Origin of the sequence: Hymenobacter sp. 15J16-1T3B, assembly GCF_020711235.1 — a bacterium.
In the GTDB taxonomy this organism is placed as follows: domain Bacteria; phylum Bacteroidota; class Bacteroidia; order Cytophagales; family Hymenobacteraceae; genus Solirubrum.
Genome location: NZ_JAJFAV010000001.1, coordinates 719,923 through 737,643 on the forward strand (window position 1 = coordinate 719,923; position 17,721 = coordinate 737,643).

Annotated in this window: 13 protein-coding genes and 1 tRNA gene; 5 read left to right on the top strand and 9 right to left on the bottom strand. The window is 65.8% G+C overall.

The window, feature by feature from the left end:
* The first annotated feature begins 42 nt into the window (after positions 1 to 42).
* Entirely contained in the window at positions 43 to 2,232 is a 2,190-nt protein-coding gene (locus LJ737_RS03020; protein ID WP_227762860.1) for a bifunctional alpha,alpha-trehalose-phosphate synthase (UDP-forming)/trehalose-phosphatase, read from the top strand.
* A 280-nt stretch (positions 2,233 to 2,512) separates the two neighbouring features.
* On the opposite strand, the gene LJ737_RS03025 is transcribed toward LJ737_RS03020, so the two are convergent.
* Positions 2,513 to 4,300: a glycoside hydrolase family 15 protein gene (locus LJ737_RS03025; RefSeq protein WP_227762861.1), complete on the bottom strand. Its 1,788-nt coding sequence runs from the start codon at positions 4,298 to 4,300 to the stop codon at positions 2,513 to 2,515.
* A 99-nt stretch (positions 4,301 to 4,399) separates the two neighbouring features.
* The gene (locus LJ737_RS03030; protein WP_227762862.1) at positions 4,400 to 4,579 is read right to left on the bottom strand and encodes a hypothetical protein; all 180 of its coding nucleotides are present in this window, start codon (positions 4,577 to 4,579) and stop codon (positions 4,400 to 4,402) included.
* 328 nt (positions 4,580 to 4,907) lie between these two features.
* Here LJ737_RS03030 and LJ737_RS03035 point away from each other — a divergent pair, with 328 nt between their 5' ends.
* The gene (locus LJ737_RS03035; protein ID WP_227762863.1) at positions 4,908 to 5,939 is read left to right on the top strand and encodes a helix-turn-helix transcriptional regulator; all 1,032 of its coding nucleotides are present in this window, start codon (positions 4,908 to 4,910) and stop codon (positions 5,937 to 5,939) included.
* Between the two features lie 64 nt (positions 5,940 to 6,003).
* Here the strand turns inward: LJ737_RS03035 and LJ737_RS26855 are convergent, their stop codons facing one another.
* Positions 6,004 to 6,129, bottom strand: coding sequence for a hypothetical protein (locus tag LJ737_RS26855; protein ID WP_262907796.1), 126 nt, complete (start codon positions 6,127 to 6,129; stop codon positions 6,004 to 6,006).
* Between the two features lie 27 nt (positions 6,130 to 6,156).
* Entirely contained in the window at positions 6,157 to 6,699 is a 543-nt protein-coding gene (locus tag LJ737_RS03040; RefSeq protein ID WP_227762864.1) for a cupin domain-containing protein, read from the bottom strand.
* Between the two features lie 110 nt (positions 6,700 to 6,809).
* Between LJ737_RS03040 and LJ737_RS03045 the strand changes: the two genes are divergently transcribed.
* On the top strand, positions 6,810 to 7,865 hold the full coding sequence (locus LJ737_RS03045) for a helix-turn-helix transcriptional regulator (RefSeq protein ID WP_227762865.1): 1,056 nt from the start codon (positions 6,810 to 6,812) through the stop codon (positions 7,863 to 7,865).
* A gap of 245 nt (positions 7,866 to 8,110) precedes the next feature.
* Here LJ737_RS03045 and LJ737_RS03050 read toward each other — a convergent pair whose 3' ends face one another.
* From LJ737_RS03050 to LJ737_RS03065, 4 genes are all read right to left on the bottom strand, one after another.
* On the bottom strand, positions 8,111 to 9,559 hold the full coding sequence (locus tag LJ737_RS03050) for a Gfo/Idh/MocA family protein (RefSeq protein ID WP_227762867.1): 1,449 nt from the start codon (positions 9,557 to 9,559) through the stop codon (positions 8,111 to 8,113).
* Positions 9,560 to 9,686: 127 nt separating this feature from the next.
* A complete protein-coding gene (locus LJ737_RS03055) occupies positions 9,687 to 10,520 on the bottom strand; it encodes an MIP/aquaporin family protein (protein ID WP_227762868.1) in 834 nt (277 codons plus the stop codon).
* 106 nt (positions 10,521 to 10,626) lie between these two features.
* Positions 10,627 to 13,152, bottom strand: coding sequence for a DUF5686 and carboxypeptidase-like regulatory domain-containing protein (locus LJ737_RS03060; RefSeq protein WP_227762870.1), 2,526 nt, complete (start codon positions 13,150 to 13,152; stop codon positions 10,627 to 10,629).
* Between the two features lie 533 nt (positions 13,153 to 13,685).
* A tRNA-Met gene (locus LJ737_RS03065) sits at positions 13,686 to 13,758 on the bottom strand.
* A gap of 167 nt (positions 13,759 to 13,925) precedes the next feature.
* On the opposite strand from LJ737_RS03065, the gene LJ737_RS03070 reads away from it, so the two are divergent.
* Positions 13,926 to 14,108 carry a hypothetical protein gene (locus LJ737_RS03070; protein ID WP_227762871.1) on the top strand — a complete coding sequence of 61 codons (183 nt, stop codon included), beginning with the start codon at positions 13,926 to 13,928 and terminating at the stop codon, positions 14,106 to 14,108.
* A 72-nt stretch (positions 14,109 to 14,180) separates the two neighbouring features.
* On the opposite strand, the gene LJ737_RS03075 is transcribed toward LJ737_RS03070, so the two are convergent.
* Entirely contained in the window at positions 14,181 to 16,058 is a 1,878-nt protein-coding gene (locus tag LJ737_RS03075; RefSeq protein WP_227762873.1) for a BamA/TamA family outer membrane protein, read from the bottom strand.
* A gap of 256 nt (positions 16,059 to 16,314) precedes the next feature.
* Between LJ737_RS03075 and hemW the strand changes: the two genes are divergently transcribed.
* Positions 16,315 to 17,457, top strand: coding sequence for a radical SAM family heme chaperone HemW (gene hemW, locus LJ737_RS03080; protein WP_227762875.1), 1,143 nt, complete (start codon positions 16,315 to 16,317; stop codon positions 17,455 to 17,457).
* Positions 17,458 to 17,721: the final 264 nt, after the last annotated feature.

Here is a 17,721-nt window from a genome sequence, read left to right on the forward strand (position 1 = left end):
GCAACCCCGTAGTATAGGTGCAGAACCATCCCCTGAATGCCTATGTCCCGGACCCTTATCGTTTCCAACCGCCTGCCGACCAAAGTATCCCGCAACGCCGACGGCGAGCTGCAGTTCAGCCCCAGTGAGGGCGGCTTGGCCACCGGCTTGGGCTCGATTTACCGGCGCGGCGAAAACGTGTGGGTGGGCTGGCCCGGCCAGTACCTCGACTCGCCCGAGGAAGAACAGCATGTGACCGAGCAGTTGACGGCCGACCACATGCAACCGGTGTTTCTCACCGAACAGGAAATCAAGGATTTCTACGAGGGATTCAGCAACGAAACGCTCTGGCCCACCTTCCACTACTTCGCCCAGTATGCGCAGTTTGAGCCCCACACCTGGGAGGCCTACGAGGCCGTCAACCGCAAGTTCTGCGACGCGGTAGCCGAGCTGGCCGGGCCCGAAGACACCATCTGGGTGCACGACTACCAGCTGCTACTGCTGCCCGGCATGCTGCGCGAGCGGCTGCCCGAGGCCACCATCGGCTTCTTCCTGCACATTCCATTTCCGTCCTACGAGCTGTTTCGGGCCATTCCCTGGCGCGAGCAGTTGCTGCGCGGCATGCTTGGGGCCGACCTGATCGGCTTCCACACCTACGGCTACGTGCGCCACTTTCTGAGCGCCACCGAGCGCCTGCTGAACCTCTCGCGCCGCGACGGGCTGGTGGAAACCGGCACCCGCGCCGTGCTCGTCGACGCCTTTCCCATGGGCATCGACTACGACAAGTACGCCGAGGTGGCCGCTTCCGAAGAAGCCCGGCGGCTGGAGCACGAGTACCGCGAGGCCCTGCAGGACCAGCAGGTGGTGCTCAGCATCGACCGGCTCGACTACACCAAGGGCATTGCCCAGCGCCTACGGGCTTTCGAGCTGCTGCTGCAGCGCCACCCCGAGCTGCACAACCACGTAACGCTGCTCATGCTGGTGGTGCCCTCGCGCGACCAAGTGGCCCAGTACCAAGCCCTGAAAGAAGAAATCGACGAGCTGGTGGGGCGCATCAACGGGCAGTATCGTAGCATAAGCTGGTCGCCGATTCAGTACTTCTATCGCTCCTACCCGGTGGAGGAGCTGTCGGCGCTGTACCGGCTGGCCGACGTGGCCCTGGTGACGCCCATGCGCGACGGCATGAACCTGGTGGCCAAGGAGTTTGTGGCCAGCAAGCTCGACCAGCACGGCGTGCTGGTGCTCAGCGAGCGGGCCGGCGCCGCCCGCGAGCTGTCCGACGCGCTCATCATCAACCCCACCGACACCTCGCAGGTAGCCGACACCTTGTTTGAGGCCCTGATGATGCCCGAGGACGAGCAGCAGCAGCGCATGCAGGGCCTGCAGGCCATTGTGCAGCGCTACAACATCCACGCCTGGGTGGAGCTGTTTATGGACCGCCTGGCCTACAGCAAGATCAAGCAGGGCGCGCTGAGCACCGATTTGCTCGACGAAGCCACCCGGCAGCAGATGATGGCGCAGTTTCAGCAGGCCAACCGCCGCCTGCTGCTGCTCGACTACGACGGCACGCTGATGCCCTTCCACGCCAACCCCAAGCAGGTGCGCCCCGAAGAATCCCTGCGCCAGCTGCTGGCCGAGCTGTGCGCCGACGCGCGCAACCACGTGGTCATAATTTCGGGCCGCGACCGGCACACCCTGACCGACTGGCTGGGGGCGTTGCCGGTGGACTTCATTGCCGAGCACGGCGTGTGGCTGCGCAAGCGCGGGCAGGACTGGCAGATGATTCAGCCCCTGCGCAACGACTGGAAGCCCGACATTCGGGCCATCATGGAGCAATACGTGGCCCGCACGGCCGGCTCTTTCATCGAGGAGAAGGACTACGCCCTGGTGTGGCACTACCGCCGCACCGACCCCGATCTGGGCCGCGAACGGGCCCAAGACATGCTTACCCACCTCATTTTTATCGGGCAGGGCAGCGGCCTGATTACGCTCGACGGCAACAAGGTGGTGGAAGTGAAAAACGCCGGCGTCGACAAGGGTACGGCGGCCGCCCGCTGGGTGCAGGAGCTGAACCCCGACTTCATCCTGGCCATCGGCGACGACCGCACCGACGAGGACACCTTCCGCGCCATGCCGGAGGATGCGTACTCCGTGAAGGTCGGCACCGATATCCGCTCCTTCGCCAAATACGCCGTGCGCAACACCGCCGACGTGCGCCGCCTGCTGCGCGGCTTGCTGGCCACGGAGGAGTAGCTGCCGCTGCACTGGAAGCCAGAAAAAGTACGCCCGCTAACCCCGTAGTCATTGCGAGCGAAGCGCGGCAATCCTTCCTCCAGTAGCACCGCCGCTACATTGCTTACTGACCGAAAACGGCCCCGCCCGAAACCCAGTGACTCTAGTTTCGGGCGGGCCCGTTTTTGGAGGGTGCTTGTTGGGTCGTTGTGCCGCGAGAGGAAGGATTGCCGCGCTTCGCTCGCAATGACTACCGGTGCGGCCGTTGGTTGTCATGGCCACCACCTGGAGTGAGCCGCTACTACAAAAACACCGGCCGGTCCAGGCGCTTGCTGATGCGGTAGGCGGCATTCACCAAACCCACGTGGCTGTAGGCCTGCGGGAAGTTGCCCCACTGCGAGCCGGTGCGCGCGTCCACGTCCTCGGAGAGCAGGCCGAGGTGGTTGGTGTACTGCATGATGCGCTGCAGGGCGGCCACGGCGTCGTCGGTGCGGCCCACGCAGGCCAGCGCCTCGATGTACCAGAAGGTGCAGATGAGGAAAGTGGTTTCGGGCGTGCCGAAGTCGTCGGCGTGGCGGTAGCGGTAAAACAGGCCCTCGGGCGTCATCAGCTCGGCTTCCAGGGCCGCGAGGTGGGTGCGGGCCCGCTCGGAGTTGGGGTCGAGGTAGCCCATCAGGATGAGCTGCAGGCCGCTAGCGTCGAGGTGGGGCGAGCCGATGGCGTTGGTGTAGCAGCCGCGCTGCGGGTCGTAGCAGGCCTCGATTTTTTCGCGGGCCTCGCGGGTGAGGCGGCCGGCCAGCTCACCCATGTCGGCGTTGCCCAGGCGGGTGGCCACCTTACAGGCGGCGCTGGCCCCGGCCCAGTGAAACAGGTAGGTGTAGCAGTGGTACTGGGCCAGGTTGCGGAACTCCCACAGGCCCGCGTCGGGCTGCTCCATGGTGCGGTCGATGAAGTTCAGCGCCTCGTACATCAGCTGCTCGGAGTGGGCCCGTTCCAGCGCCGTGAAGCGCTTGTCCACGTAGAGCGGCAGCAGAGCCACCAGCACCTGCCCGTACACGTCGTTCTGGATGTGGGTGTAGGCGTCGTTACCGATGCGCACGGGCTGGTTGCCGAGGTAGCCGCGTAGGTGCGTGAGCTCCTGTTCCACCAGCTCCGAGGCCCCGCTGATGGAGTACAGCGGCTGGTATTTGTCGCGCACCTTGGTGGAAATGTTGGTGATGAAGTGGAAGTACTGCTCCATCTCCTCGAAGTGGCCGATGTTGTTGAAGGCCGTGAGGATGTAATAGGTGTCGCGCATCCAGCAGAAGCGGTAGTCCCAGTTGCGCGTGCTGCCGGGCGCCTCGGGCAGGGAGGTGGTGCTGGCCGCAATGATGGCGCCGGTGTCCTCGTACTGGTGCACTTTCAGGGCCAGCGCCGAGCGGATAACCTCCGTCTGGAACAGGTTGCCGATGCTGGTGCTCTTCACCCACTGCCGCCAGTACTGCACGGTATTGCGCAAAAACTGCTCGCAGGTGCTTTCCAGCGCGGCTTCCAGCGGGGCGCCGTAGGTCAGCACCAGGTACTTGGTTTCCGACAAGGCGAAGTCCTCGCCGTCGAGGATGTAGCTCAGCGGCACGTTGGTGGTCAGCCGGATTTCTTCGGGCAGGCCCAGAAAAGCAATGTGGTTGGAGGAGCGCCGCGGCGTGAGCGGCTGGCGGCCGTAGTCGCCGGTGGGGCGGCACACGGCGCGCACCCGGGGCGTGCCCGCCAGCGGCTCCAGTTTTCGGATGAGCATCAGGGGCTTGTAGTACCGGTCGTACTGCCGGAAGCGCGGGGCGAAGTCCGTCACGCGGTAGCGGCCCTGCGCGGTTTCCACCTCGGTGCAGAGCACGTTGGTGTTGTCGAGGTAGTACTGCCGGGTGCGAAACTCGCCCGCGGGCGGCAAGAGGCTGAACTCGCCGCCCTGCTCGTCGTCCAGCAGCCCGCCGAACACGAAGCCGCTGTCGAAGCGGGGCCAGCACAGCCACTGTACGCGGGTGTCTTGCCGAATTAGGCCTAAGTAGGCGCAGTTGCCGATAACGCCGAGGTCGTAGGTGTGGCGGGTGCTCATAGGGGCCGGGGGCGCCCGCGTATGGTTGGGCGCCGTGCCGATGATGTACCCCGAACCCGCGCCTGGGGTTACCTCGGGCGCGGGTTAGGAGCCCGCCGGCTAGCCCAGTAGGGCGTCGGCCACGGCCAGGGCGCTGACGCCGCCCACGACCAGACCCGAGGCCAGCCAGAACAGGCGGGTGGCCCACTGGGCCTGCCGGTGCAGGGCCGCGTAGCGCTGCGAACAGGCCGGCTCGTCGCTGGGCCGGGGCTCCAGGCTATGCTTGAGTTCGAGCAGCAATCGGCCCGCTAAAGAGTTTGCAATAAGGGGTTTGACGGAAAGCTGAAACGGTGCGTGCATGGGAGTAGGGCGTTTGAGCAAAGATGCCGCCTGCGCGGCGCCGGCGCCTTGATGGGGCTCAAGGTTTTCCGGGTTTTGCCCGGTTGGCGGCGCCCCGACTGAGCGCGCTACCAAACCGACGTTGCAAAGGTGAAGGTCAGGTCGTTACTGTTACCTTCGCCAAACGGAGTTTTGCTTTTCTCTGCCGGAGTTTTTGGCGGGGGCAACCTTCCGGAGCCGCTGCTGCCCTTGGTCTTGTTCGCTTACGCGTGCCTTGCCTACCGCCGTTATGGATACCTTCTTCGACATTTCCACCGCCGAAATAGCCGACCACTGCCGCACCGAAATGCAGCAGGAAACCGGGTTGCTGCAGGCCCGCACGCACTGGCAGGGCCCCCGCGGCGGGCAGCTTACCTTCACCGATTACTTTCTCGACGGCTTCCAGCTCGGCCACATGAGCGGGCGCCTCACCGAGCCGCTGCGGGCCGAGCTGAACGTGCACCAGCCCTGGGTGGGCATGCTCTACCAGCTGGAGGGCGACCTGCACTCCAAGTCCTGCGCCCGGCGGCCGCTGCGTCTGGGGGCAAACCGCCAGAACGTCGTCGGCGACGAAACCACACGCAACCACTACACCTTCCAGCCGCAGCAGGAGGCGTACCAGCTGTTTTCGGTGCACCTCACCCACGAGTGTTTCCACAAGCTCATCGGCAGCAACGCCGAGTGGCTGGGCGTGCACGAGCGGTGGCTCAGCCGCCCCGACCCCTTCGTGATGCTGCCCGACGGCCTGCTGGCCACGCCCGCGGCCCAGATTGCCATTCAGCAGATTCTGAACTGCCCGTATTCCGGGCCGCTGAAAAAGATGTTTCTGGAGGCCCGCTTCCTCGACCTGTTCATTGCTCAGCAAGAGGAATTTACCCGCGCCGTCACCCGCCTGTCCTCGCCCGAGCGCGACCTGTTTTACGGCATCCGCCACTACCTCGACGAGCACTACGCCAACCCGCCCAGCCTGCTGGAGCTGGCCCGGCTGTTCGGCACCAACGACTTTAAGCTGAAAAAGGGCTTCCGCCAGCTGTTCGGCACCACCGTCTTCGGCTACGTGGCCGAGCGCCGCCTCACCGTGGCCCAGCAGCTGCTCAGCCTCACCGACCAGCCCGTGCAGGAAATTGCCGAGTCGGTGGGCTTCGCCAACCCGGCCCATTTCGCCACGGCCTTCCGCAAAAAGTTCGGCGTGGCGCCCTCGCAGGTGCGCCGCGACCCGGCCCTGATCAAGGCCGCCGCCGAAAACGTGGAGCTGAAAGCCGCCAGCATGCTGGTGGCCTAAGCACCGGATGCCGGCAGCTGGGCCGCCCGCCCCAGCACGCGCGGGCGGGGCGGGCGGCTCGTTGTCAGTAGCTTAGCGCAGCCACGGCCAGCGCGCCGCCGGCTGCGGCCCAGGCCCAGAGCAGGCGGTTGAGCAGGCGGCATTGGGCTTCAAGCGACACGGAACGGGGCACGGACGAAGGGTGAGGCATGGCGCAAACAAGGGCAGTGAGTGGGGGCTAGGCGAGGGTGTAGGGGGCCATTTCCCGCTCGTAGCGGCCGTCGGCCATGGCGCGGCGGGCGGCGCGGCGCAGCAGGGGCATCAGCAGGCCGAGCACCCCGGGCACGTTGGTGTCGGAGAGGTGCACGGCCACGCCCATCTGCCAGAACTTCTTCGGAGTGCTGCGCTGGTCGGTGAGCCCGTCGGCGGCCATGCCGTAGGCAATTTTGAGCATGTTCTCGAAGCCCGCGTGGCCGGGGCTGATGGTAACGCGGAAGCGCGTGGGCGCGCTGCTGGTGCTGAAAAAGCGGTGGTGCACCCCGCGCGGTACGGTGGCCGTGTCGCCGGGGCGCAGCGTGCGCACCTGCCGGCCCACCTGCACCTGCAGCTCGCCCGCGAGGCACTCAAAATGCTCGTCGAAGCTGCGGTGGTAGTGCAGGGCGTTGCCGCCGCCGGGCTTCAGGTCGACGTCGAGGACGGTGTCGGGGCCGCCGGGCTCCTGGGCGTACTTCACGAAGTGCACCACGTCGCCGATGATGGGGTTTTCAAAAGTCCGTTTCATAGGGGTTGTGTGGGGTTGGGGTTGACGGTTCAAAGGTCCGGCCGCCGCCGGCATTGGGACTTTTCCCCGACGGAGTTTGCGCTTTTCAAAAGCGGAGTATTTTTACCCCAATGAGCAGCTGGGAATCCTATCAAGTGCACGGCGACGACCTGGGCGAGCTGGTGCGGGTGCAGGCGGAGCCCACCCCGGGCTTGCTGACGCTGCACACGCACGCCGCCCTGCGCCCGGAAGTGGGGCAGCTGGAAACCCACGACTACCTGCTGCCCGGCGGCTTGCTGCTCTCCGAAATATCCGGGCACCTGCACCGGCCCCTGACCTTCGTGCAGGACGTGGCCGAGCCGTGGGTGGGCCTGCTCTACCAGTTTCGGGGCCACGCCGACTCGTGGATGGACGGCACCCGGCAGTCGTTGGTGCCCACCGGCCAGCACAACCTGCTCTGGGAAGACGCCCAGCGGCTGACTCACACCCTGTACCCCGACGCGCAGGGCCAGTACCGCGCTTTTCACCTCAAGCTCGGCGTGGGCTTGTTTGCCGATCTGGTGGAAAACAACGCCGAGTGGCTTACGCTGTACCGCGCGCGCCTGCCCCGGCAGGAGCCCTTTTTGCTGCTGCGCGAGGCCGCGGCCGTGGCGCCGCCGGTTACGCAGCTCATCGGCCAGATTCTGCAGTGCCCCTACGCCGGCGTGCTCAAGCGGGTGTTTTTGGAGGCGCGTTTCATGGATATGTTCGTGGAGCAGCAGAGCTATTTCCTGCGCCACGTAGCCGAGCCGCGCCCCCGCCGCTCCGACCGCGACCTGTTCCACGCCATACGCCACCACCTCGACGCGCACTACGCCGCGCCGCCCAGCCTGCTCGAGCTGGCCCGGCTGTTCGGCCTGAACGACTTCAAGCTCAAACGCGGCTTCAAGGCGGAATTTGGCACCACCGTCTTCGGCTACGTGGCCAACAAGCGCCTAAGCGAAGCCCGCGCCCTGCTCGAAACCACCGCCCGGCCCGTGCAGGAAATCGGCGAGGATGTGGGCTTCGCCAACCCGGCCCACTTCGCCACGGCCTTCCGCAAGAAGTTCGGCGTGGCGCCCTCGCAGGTGCGCCGCGACCCCGCCCTGCTCAAAGCCGCCGGGCAGGCTGCTCAATCAATAGCAAAGGAAACCAGCCCGTCATCCTGAGGAATAGGAGGAATAGAACGTCATCCTGAGCAGAGCGAAGGACCTTCCTCCAACTCCGCACCGCCGTTGCCGACGGAGTGCGGCCGCTTTTCACTCTTATAGCAAAGAAGCGCAGCTACCGCGGCCCGTACGAATTGGGCGTTGGTGGCTGCGCTTCTCAGTTGGTGCGGGGTGCGAGGAAGATCCTTCGCCTAGGGCTCAGGATGACGAGCGGATTATGCTCTTGCCCCCATTGCTGACTACGGCTACGCCTGCTTCGGCTCCGGTCCGCGGAACACATCCGTGCCTTGCACGGCCGGCAGCTTCACCGGCCGGCCCTCGCGTGCCGATTGGTACAGCGCTTCCATAATGCGGTGGTCCTGCAGGCCTTCTTCGCCGGGCGTGTGCGGGGGCTGGTTTTTCAGGATGCACTCCGAAAAGTGGTCCATTTCGGCCGCAAACTGATTTTTCTCGCTGAGCGTAATCTGGTTCTGCATCTTAGCCGGCCCTTCGGCGTGCGAGGTTTGCAGCTTCTGGCCAGTATAAGCGTAGGCGTTGTCGACGTGGATCCAACCCCGCTCGGCACTCACGCGGTAGAAGCGCGAGTCGTGGGTGTTGTAGTCGGTCACGCAGTTGACGACGACGCCCTCCGGGAAGCGCAGCTGAAACGACATCATTTCCTCGATTTCCTTGAACAGCGGGTTGCCGGGCGAGCTGTAGGTGTAGGCAAATACCTCGGTGGGCTCAGTGCCGAGCACGAAGCGGGAGGTGTTGAGGCAGTACAGGCCGATGTCGGGCAGGGCGCCGCCGCCGGCCAGGGCTTTTTTGTGGCGCCAGTGCTCGGGGTTGGCCGAGCTTTGGCTGTTCTGCGCCTCGATGTACTTGGGCTTGCCAAACTTGCTGTTGCGCACCATGTCGCGCACCTGCCGGTTGTAGGGCTCGTACTGAATGCGGTAGGCTATCATCAGCTTCACGCCCGCCTTCTTGCAGGCGTCTATCATCAATTCGCACTCCCGGGCCGAGGTGGCCATGGGCTTTTCGCAGAGAATGTGCTTGCCGGTGCTGGCCCCGCGGATGACGTACTCCGCGTGCAGGGAGTTGGGCAGCACGATATAGATGGCCTTGACCTCGGGGTTGTCCTTGAGCTTTTCGTAGTCTTGGTAACTGTAGCAGCTCTCGGGCGTGATGCCGTACTGCGCGGCCACTTTTTTGAGCTTTTCGGGCGAGCCGCTGACCAAGGCCACCGGCTTGGACTTCTTGCACTCCCCGAACGCCGGCAGGATTTCCTCCAAGGACAAATGCCCCAGCCCGACGATGGCGTAGCCCACGCGCTGCTCGGGCGGCAGCGGCGTGGGCACCGGCCCCGACTGCGGGTCCACGTCCGATTTCCAGGCCTCCAGCTCGATGGGCTGGTCGACGCCCGCGGGCACCTTGGCCGGCGGCGACACCGCTTCGGACGAAGGCACCGTCTGGCCCCCGGGCGCGGTGTAGGTAGTCGACGCATCCACCTCCGCGGCCGGCGTGCCGGTGGTGGGCGTGCCGGGTTTGGCTTCGGCCGCCGAGCCGCTGCCCCCGCCGGAATTGCAGCTGGCCAGCGTGGTAGCGGCCACGCCCACGGCCAAGCCGCGGCCCGCCAGGCTCAGAAATTCCTTGCGCGACACCTCCTGGCCGGCGTGGCGCAGCACAGTGTTCAATAGTTCGTTGGTGATGGACATCAGCGTGATTGGTTGTGGTAAGGACGGGGCGCCCGGCGCGGCGGCAGGGCACGCGCCGGCGGCGGACAGGATTAAATCATACCTAGCCCGGCAAGAAAAGGTTGGTAGCATAGTAGTTGCCGCTGGGCTAGTCGGCGCCGTCCGGGTCCGGGAACTGCGGCGGCTCGGTGGCGTACGGGCCGTGCTCGGGCTTGGTGGCGGAGCCCGCCAGCACGGCGCAGGCCAGCGGCGCTCCTTGATATATGCGCTGAAACAGCACCGCCGCCAGCCACATGGCCGGAATCGGGGCCAGCCAATAGATCCAGAGGTGCTCGTAGCGGCCGGCACCTACGGCCGCGCCCAGGCTGCGCGCTGGGTTTAGGCTCATGCCCGACAGCGGCGCCTCGAACGCCACGTACACGGCTAGCAGCGCGCCCACCAGCCAGCCCGTAAACCGGCGCAGCCGCTCGGCGTGCAGGGCGTAGAGCAGCACCCACATCAGCACGCCGGATATGACCACCTCGGCCAGCACGGCCACCCACACGCCGGCCGGGCCCGGCTCGGTCAGGTTGAAGTTGACGTCGGGATGGGCATACCAGCGCTGCAGGGCGTAGCTCAGCAGCTTGCCCGCCGCCGCGCCGCCGGCGCACTGAAACACGATGTACCAAAACGCATCGGCGCCGCGCAGGCTGCCCAGGTGCCAGAACGCTAGCGTCACGGCCGGGTTGATGTGGGCTCCGGAGCGTTGGCCCCAGGGGCTATAGGTGATGCCCACCACCACCAACCCCACCACCACCGCCAGCACGCTGCGGCGCAGCAGCTCGTTTTCGCCCAGCCAAGCCCGCAGCGGCAGATCGGGGTGGTTCAGGAGCACGCTGCTCACGCTGGTAACCGCGAGGAAAGCCGCCACGCCGGCGGCTTCGGTGAGGTAGTACGACCAGTGCCGGCGCAGCGCCGCGGTCAGGGATGCTACTAGTGCCATGGGCCACAAAACAGAAGCGCGCCGCGTCGCCCCCGGAAGGGCAGCGCGGCGCGGCAAAGCTCGTGGTATGTAACGGCCCGCGGGCGGCGGGGTTCGAAACGCTGCTTTACAGCTTAAACTGAGCGCACACTTTCACCCCAAAATTCTTGACGCCCGGCAGGTCGCGGTAGGTCAGGCGGTGCAGAAAATCGACGCGCACAAACTTGAAGATGTTCTCCACGCCGTAGCCCAGCTCGGCGTAGGGCGTGCCCGGCGTCAGGGCCCGGAACGTGGGCTGCGGCACGCCGGTGGCGTCGACGGGTGGCGTGGTGTTCTGGTTGGCCTTGCTCACCGTGCCGTAGAGCAGGTTGCCAGAGGCCACCAGGCGCCAGTCGAGCTTCTTGAGCAGCGGCACCGAGTTGATGAACAGCCCTTCGAAGTAGTGTTCGGCGTGCAGGGAGGCGTACCGGTCGCTCACGAACTCCGAGTAGCGCATCAGGTTGTAGGCGTTCGAAGTGTAGATGGGCGACTCGTTGCCGAGGTGGTTTTTGAGCACCGGGTAAGGCACCGTGCTCGGAATGTAGCCCGCGTCGAAGATGTACTCGGTGCGGCCCAGCTGCCCGAGCTGCACGCTCTGCTGCACCGACACGTTGAACTTCTGGTACTCAAAGTCGCTGCCGAGCACGCCGGGCAGGCCTAGGGTGTAGCGCAGCGTAAACACCGGCCACTTCATCGAGCCCACGGCGTAGCGGCGGTTCTGGTTCTGAATCAGCACCTCGCCCGGGGCGTAGCGCGACTCCAGAATCAGCTCCGAGAGGTTGAAGTTCTGCGCCGTCGGGGCGCCCTGCTCGTGGTTGTCGGTGGTGTAGTAGGTGAAGTTGTAGAGCGGGTCGAAGCGCTGGTGGCGCAGCGTAAGCTTCTGGGTGAAGTTGTGGAACAGGTCCGACTGCGCCGTCATCGAGGTCATGTCGCGCCACAGCGGCAGGCCGGGCTTGATGTTGCCGAAGCGGGCGGCGGCTTCAAACAGCGGGCTTTCCAGGGCCAGCTCGTTGTCGAGCAGGGCCACCAGGTCGATGTCGTGGCTGTACTTGGCGCTGAATACCGTCCAGTTTGGGCGGTTCAGAATGCGGTCCACCGAGAGGCCGTACTTAAATTCCCCGTCGCGGGTGCCGTAGGCGGTGTAGCCTTTCAGCAGCCAGTTCGGACTCAGCTCCGGGGTGCTGCGGAAGCCCACGCGCAGGCGGTGGCCCTCCACGTTGTTCCAGGTGTAGGTGCTCAGGATGGGGCCCAGCTCGAAGCGGCCGCGCGGGCCCAGCTCCTCGTAGCCGTTCACCACCAAGTCGGCCACTTCCAGGAAGGTGCGCACCGAGGGCAGCTTGCCCACCGAGTCGAGCACCGTGAGCGTGCGCGTTTCCTGCGCCGACAGCGTATCGGGGCGGTTCTGGGCGAAGAAGGAGGCCGGCGTCTTCAGCGCGTTCGGGTCGGCGGCGAAGGGCTGGTCGTAGAACGGCAGGTCGTGCGGCTGCCCGGCCTGGAAGTTGGAGTTGACGGTGTTGAAGCGCACCAGCAGGCCGGTTTGCTTGGGCGTGGGCTTCATGCCCACCACCACGCGGGTGCGCTGCGGCAGCCAGGGCCCGGCCGCCGAGGGCGTCAGGTCCTGGTACACCCGGATCTGATCCACGAAGTTGATGTTGGCCTTCGGGTCCACGCTCAGGTCCACCCGGCGCAGGGCATAGGAGTCGGTGGTAATCCAGATGCGGCCAGTGAAGGCCAAATCCTGGGCCCGGCGCGGAAACACCTTGAGCTGGTAGCAGCGGTTCGCACCAATCTGCACCGTGTCCTCCAGGTCGTAGTCGTAGGTGATGCGCCAGCCGTCGGCAATGGGCGAGATGAAATCCTTGCCCATCACCACCTGCCAGTTCGGGTAGAAGTCGTAATCCTGAAACGAGGAGCCGAGCACCTGCGAGAGCAGCGTGCCGTCGCGCGGGGCCACGCCGTGCAGCTGGCTGTGTTTGATTTCCTCCCGCTCGCGGTTGGGCCGGTGACGCACGAAGTAGCGCGACATTACCTCCGAGGCAAACAGGGGCACGGTGGGCTTGCCGTTGGCGTTGCGCTCCATTTCCCCCACCGACGAGGCCACCGAGGCCATGTCGCGAATTACTTTACGCTTGGCCAGCCGGTCGGTAATGTCCGACAACGACACCTCGATGCGGTTGTAGCTGTCGAATTCAAAGGCGTCGAGCCGACTTTTGTCGTTCTGCTTTTTGTGCTGCTGCACCTTGCGCAGAATGGCGTAGGCCGGGTTTTCGGTGGAGCGAATGACCACTTCGCCCAGCTGCTGGGCCGCCGAGGCCAGGGCGAAGTTCACCGCCTGGGGCGTCTGGGTGCGGCTCACCTTGCGGGTGCGCGGCTTGTAGCCCACCGCCGAAGCCGACAGCGAATCGGCCGGCTGGGTCAGAATGAGTTCGTACCGGCCGTTCTCGTCGGCCGTGGCGCCGGCGCTGGTGCCCTTCACGTACACCGAGGCAAACGGCACGGGTTGCCCGTTGCCGGCTTCGGTGACTTGTCCAGAAAATACAATTCGTTGGGCCACGGCGGGCTGCACGCCCAATGCCAGGAGCAGTACTCCCAGCCACGCATACGCGTACTTCATAACACGCTTCTCTCGGTCGACACCTCCTGGTGAGACGACGCTAGGCAACAAATACTTTGACGATAAGTCGCCCAAATCATTTCGGTTCTTAATAACGTGCTGACTGCCAATCATATATTTTCAACCTTTCTTGCTGGCGAACCGGTAGTCGGGTGGGAGGGGCAGCGGCGTATTAGGGGGAGGTACAGCTAGGAGGCGGGAACCCGCCGGTTGGTTGCCTGCCGGCTCTCACATAAACTGGGGAGGTCGGCGGGCGGGTAAGCAGATGAGTAAGCAGCAAGGGCACGCGGCGAGGCCGTCACCGGAACCTACCACGAGTCTAAATCCAGTACAAATATCGGTACTAACGCGTTAGAAATGAAGGTCTAAAGCGAAAAGCTTTTGGCAAAGGGCCCTGCGGCCTCTGCGGCGCCTTTTTACCCGTTGGTCGGCCTCACTACGTCCGGCGAAGCGGGTGGCCCGACTGAGGTACAGACGGGCCAAATGCAAAACGACCCGGCCGCCGCAATGGCAACCGGGTCGTTTTATCGAGGTAGCGGGGACTGGACTCGAACCAGTGACCTTTGGGTTATGAGCCCAACGAGCTACCAACTGCTCCACCCCGCACTGTTTGGTAATGCAAAAGTAATAGTCTTTTTCGGATTCGCCACTCTTGGGGTTGCACAAAGCGGAAATGATGGGCCTTTAGGCTGATAATCAGTGCAAATAATTTTGCCGGCATCCCGGCTGCCGCGGGCCGTACGAGCAAGCAGCACCATCTTTTGTCACCCGTTATGCGTCTTTTGCTCCACCGCGCCGCGCTATTACTACTAGCTGCCGGCCTGCTTACCGCCTGCAATGCCAACCACGACACCGACCAGCTGTCCATCGAGTCGCCCACGACGCGCCACAGCACCGCGCCCGAACCCGACAGCAGCGGCTATTCGGTGGACAGCTCCACGACGGTGCAGGAATAAGGGAAGAGACTGGGCGTTTGGAAGTTGGCAGCCTGGCCTTCTAGCTCCTAACCGCCTGTTCCCCTTGCCCTATCAGAACCGGCTGGTGATGCCGAAGTGGATTTTGGAGGCATTGAAGGCAAAGGGCTGGCTGTTGGTGCGGCCCAACGAGTACACGAACTGGAACAGGCCCGCGCCGGTGCGGAAGCTCAGGCCCGCGCCCAGGCCGGTGGGGGCGTCTTCGCCGGGGGCGCCGGATAGGCCCTGGCGCAAGTACGCCTGATCGGCGAAGAGAAACACGTAGGCTTCCGGCCCGGTGAACTGCCGCAGCTCCACGGTGCCCACGCCGTATTGGGCGGCGTAAAACTGCAGCTCGTTGAAGCCGCGCAGGGTGGCCAGGCCGCCGAGGCGGAACAGGTCGTTCTGAAACAGCCGCTGGTTGACCAGCGCCTCGCCGCGCAGGCGGGCGAGCAGCACGCCCTGCCGGCCCACCCGGAAGTAGTGCTCGGCCCGCCCGCTGAAGCTCACTTGGGTGCTGCGCAGGGGCAGCCCGTCGTAGAGCTCGGGCTTGATGTCGGCGTTTTTGCTGATGACCTTGGTGCCCACCGCGCCCTGGGCCACGAGCAGCGTGCCCCGGCGCGGAAACAGTGGGTCGTCGAGCGAGGAGCGGGTCACGTCGAGGCCGTAGGCGGTGTAGCGCGAGTCGATGTTGTCGGGCAGCGCCTGCAGAGTGCGCAGGCGCTGCTGGGCCAGCAGGCGGGAGTTGCGCTGCTCCACAAACACGCTGATGCGCCCGGCGCGGGCGTTGACGTGGCTGAGCTGCAGGCGCGGGCGCAGGGTCAGAAAGGTGCTGTCCTGCTTGAATAAGTTGAAGGTGCCGGCCACGTCGATGGGCGTGCCGAAAAAGTTGGGGTGCTGGTAAGCCGCGTCGAGCAGCTGCGAAGCCGCGTCCACCTTGCGCCACTGCAGGCCCAGCTGCTTGCCCCCGCCACCGATGTTGCGCAGGTTCAGCGTCACGTCGCCGGTTACCTGCACGCGCTTCTGGCCGGTGGTGGTAGTGGCGTTCGGCAGCACGCCCACAATGGCGTCGAACTGGTTGGCGTTGCGGTCATCGAGCAAGAGGTACAGGCGGGCCCGGCCGCGGGCGAAACGCACCTGCGGCTCCTCGCGCAGCTGCACGTAGGGCAGCAGGCGCAGCAGCCGGGCCGCGTCGTCGATGCGCTGCTGGCTATAGGGCTGCCCGGGCACGATCTGCAGGTACTTCATCAGGAAGCGCGCCTTGGTTTTGGTTTTGCCGAGCACCCGTACCGAGTCGAACACCACCACCGGGCCGCGGTCGAGCAGCAGGCGGGCGGAAATGTCGGCGCCGTGCAGCTGCACCGAGTCGAGGCGCACCTGGGCGAAGGGGTAGCCCTCGTTTTCGGCCCCGTCGAGCACGCGCTGCTGCAGGCGGGCCAGTTCGGCGGGTTGCAGCGGCTGGCCGGCGTAGAGCCGCTCCCGAAAGCCCGAGCGGCTGAGCACGTCCTCGGTCACGTTGCCGCGCTGCAGCCGCGCCCAGCGAAACCGCTCGCCTACGTAGAGGCGCACGGCCAGCGTATCACCGTGCCAGCGCAGCTCGTCGGCCGAGGCGGTGAGGTAGGAGTCGGTTTGCAGGGCCAGCACCAGCTCGCGCACCTGCTCCAGGGCCGCCAGCGTGTCGGGGGCCAGCAGGCGCGGGCGGTAGCGGCCCACAAGGGCTTGGTCGGCCGCTTCCACGTCGAGGCGAATGACCTTGGGCCGGGCCGCCGGCAGCCGGTGGGCGGCGCGGGCCGAGTCGCGCGGGGTGCGGGGGCGCGGGGGCAGCGGCGGGGCCTGGGTGCCGGGCAGGTTGGGCGAGGTAACCGGCGAGGTGGTGACCTGCGCGGCCGCCGGACCCGCGACCAGGCCAAGCACGAGGAGCAGCAGACGCCAGACGCGGGTATACCTTTGCATGTGGGGCTCAACGCCGCGGCGGGCGTTTTCATTTCGCCCGGCGGCGGGCGGCGAAAATTTTCGACCGGATAAGCGGGGCGGCGCGCCAAACGAACCAGACGCGGCGCCGGGCGGTTTCACAATCTTACTGCTGATTTGGCGTCGTGCCCGCCGACCGTTCCGCGAAGCTACGCGCCGCTGCGCGTTTCGCCGGACGAGGAGCGGGCCGCCGTCGGCACCGATACGCGAAGCGGAGCTTCGCGCCACTATGCGCCTCATGGCCGGACTTTACCTCCACATTCCCTTCTGCAAGCAGGCCTGCCACTACTGCGACTTTCACTTCAGCACCGCGCTGGGGCGCAAGCCGCAGGTGGTAGCGGCGCTGCTGCGCGAAATGGAGCTGCGCCAGGACTACCTCGGCGGCGCTCCGCTGAGCACGATTTATTTTGGCGGCGGCACGCCCTCCCTGCTGTCGGAAGCCGAGCTGCTGACCTTGTTCGAGGCCATCTATAAGCGCTTCGACGTGGCCGCGGATGCGGAAATTACCCTGGAAGCCAACCCCGACGACCTGTCGCGGGAGAAATTGCGCGAGCTGGCGGCCTCGCCCGTCAACCGCCTGAGCATCGGGCTGCAGAGCTTCCACGAGCCCCACCTGCGCCTGATGAACCGCGCCCACTCGGCCGAAGAGTCGCGTCGCTCGGTGCTGGCCGCCCAGGACGCGGGCTTCGCCAACCTCAGCATCGACCTGATTTACGGCGTGCCCGCGCCGGAGCCCGGGCACGGCATCTGGCAGCACGATTTGCGCGAGGCCCTGGCCCTGCAGGTGCCGCACCTCTCCTGCTACGCCCTCACCATCGAGCCGCAGACGGTGTTTGGCCGCCGCCTGCAGAAGGGGCAGTTCCGCGGGGCGCCCGAGGAGTTTGTGGCCCGCGAGTTTGAGCTGTTGCTCGAAGCCAGCCGCGCCGCCGGCTACGAGCAGTACGAAATCAGCAACTTCGCCCTGCCCGGCTGCCACTCCCGCCACAACAGCAGCTACTGGCAGGGCACGCCCTACCTCGGCCTCGGGCCCAGCGCCCACTCCTTCGACGGGCAGAGCCGGCAGTACACCGTGCCCAGCAACGCGCAGTACGTGCAGGGCCTGCTAGAGCGCGGCGAGCTGCCCGCCACCCGCGAGGACCTCTCGCCCACCGACCGCGCCAACGAGTACCTGATGACCAGCCTGCGCACCTCCCAGGGCTGCAGCCTGGCCTACCTGCGCCAGCTGGGCGTGGACCTGGCCACCGCGCGCGCCGCCTACCTGCAGCAGCTGCAGCACGACGGCTGGGCCGACGTCAGCGCCGACCGGCTGCGCCTCACCGACCGCGGCAAGCTGCTGGCCGACCAGATTACGCTGGAGCTGTTTCTGGAGGCGCCGGAGTAAGATGGCGGCGGTTCACCCCGTAGTCATTGCGAGCGAAGCGCGGCAACCCTTCCTCCAGTAGCACCGCCGACGCAATACCTGCTGCCCGAAAACCGACCCGCTCGAACTCCGCGGCCCCCAGTTTGCGGGGTTTGGTGTGCCGTTTCTACCACGAGAAGAACGATTGCCGCGCTTCGCTCGCCATGACGGCCGGGCGTTCCGTTGGCTGGGCTACCCTTCCGCGCGGCATCTGCGTAGCTTGCCCTGTTTCCCTTCCCCGCGTAC

What these genes read in the sequence shown, in the direction of transcription:
- LJ737_RS03075 (WP_227762873.1), bottom strand. Translation starts at nt 16,058, where the DNA reads ATGCAAAGGTATACCCGCGTCTGGCGTCTGCTGCTCCTCGTGCTTGGC.
- LJ737_RS03020 (WP_227762860.1), top strand. Translation starts at nt 43, where the DNA reads ATGTCCCGGACCCTTATCGTTTCCAACCGCCTGCCGACCAAAGTATCC.
- LJ737_RS03050 (WP_227762867.1), bottom strand. Translation starts at nt 9,559, where the DNA reads ATGTCCATCACCAACGAACTATTGAACACTGTGCTGCGCCACGCCGGC.
- LJ737_RS03025 (WP_227762861.1), bottom strand. Translation starts at nt 4,300, where the DNA reads ATGAGCACCCGCCACACCTACGACCTCGGCGTTATCGGCAACTGCGCC.
- hemW (WP_227762875.1), top strand. Translation starts at nt 16,315, where the DNA reads ATGGCCGGACTTTACCTCCACATTCCCTTCTGCAAGCAGGCCTGCCAC.
- LJ737_RS26855 (WP_262907796.1), bottom strand. Translation starts at nt 6,129, where the DNA reads ATGCCTCACCCTTCGTCCGTGCCCCGTTCCGTGTCGCTTGAAGCCCAA.
- LJ737_RS03040 (WP_227762864.1), bottom strand. Translation starts at nt 6,699, where the DNA reads ATGAAACGGACTTTTGAAAACCCCATCATCGGCGACGTGGTGCACTTC.
- LJ737_RS03060 (WP_227762870.1), bottom strand. Translation starts at nt 13,152, where the DNA reads ATGAAGTACGCGTATGCGTGGCTGGGAGTACTGCTCCTGGCATTGGGC.
- LJ737_RS03070 (WP_227762871.1), top strand. Translation starts at nt 13,926, where the DNA reads ATGCGTCTTTTGCTCCACCGCGCCGCGCTATTACTACTAGCTGCCGGC.
- LJ737_RS03055 (WP_227762868.1), bottom strand. Translation starts at nt 10,520, where the DNA reads ATGGCACTAGTAGCATCCCTGACCGCGGCGCTGCGCCGGCACTGGTCG.
- LJ737_RS03045 (WP_227762865.1), top strand. Translation starts at nt 6,810, where the DNA reads ATGAGCAGCTGGGAATCCTATCAAGTGCACGGCGACGACCTGGGCGAG.
- LJ737_RS03035 (WP_227762863.1), top strand. Translation starts at nt 4,908, where the DNA reads ATGGATACCTTCTTCGACATTTCCACCGCCGAAATAGCCGACCACTGC.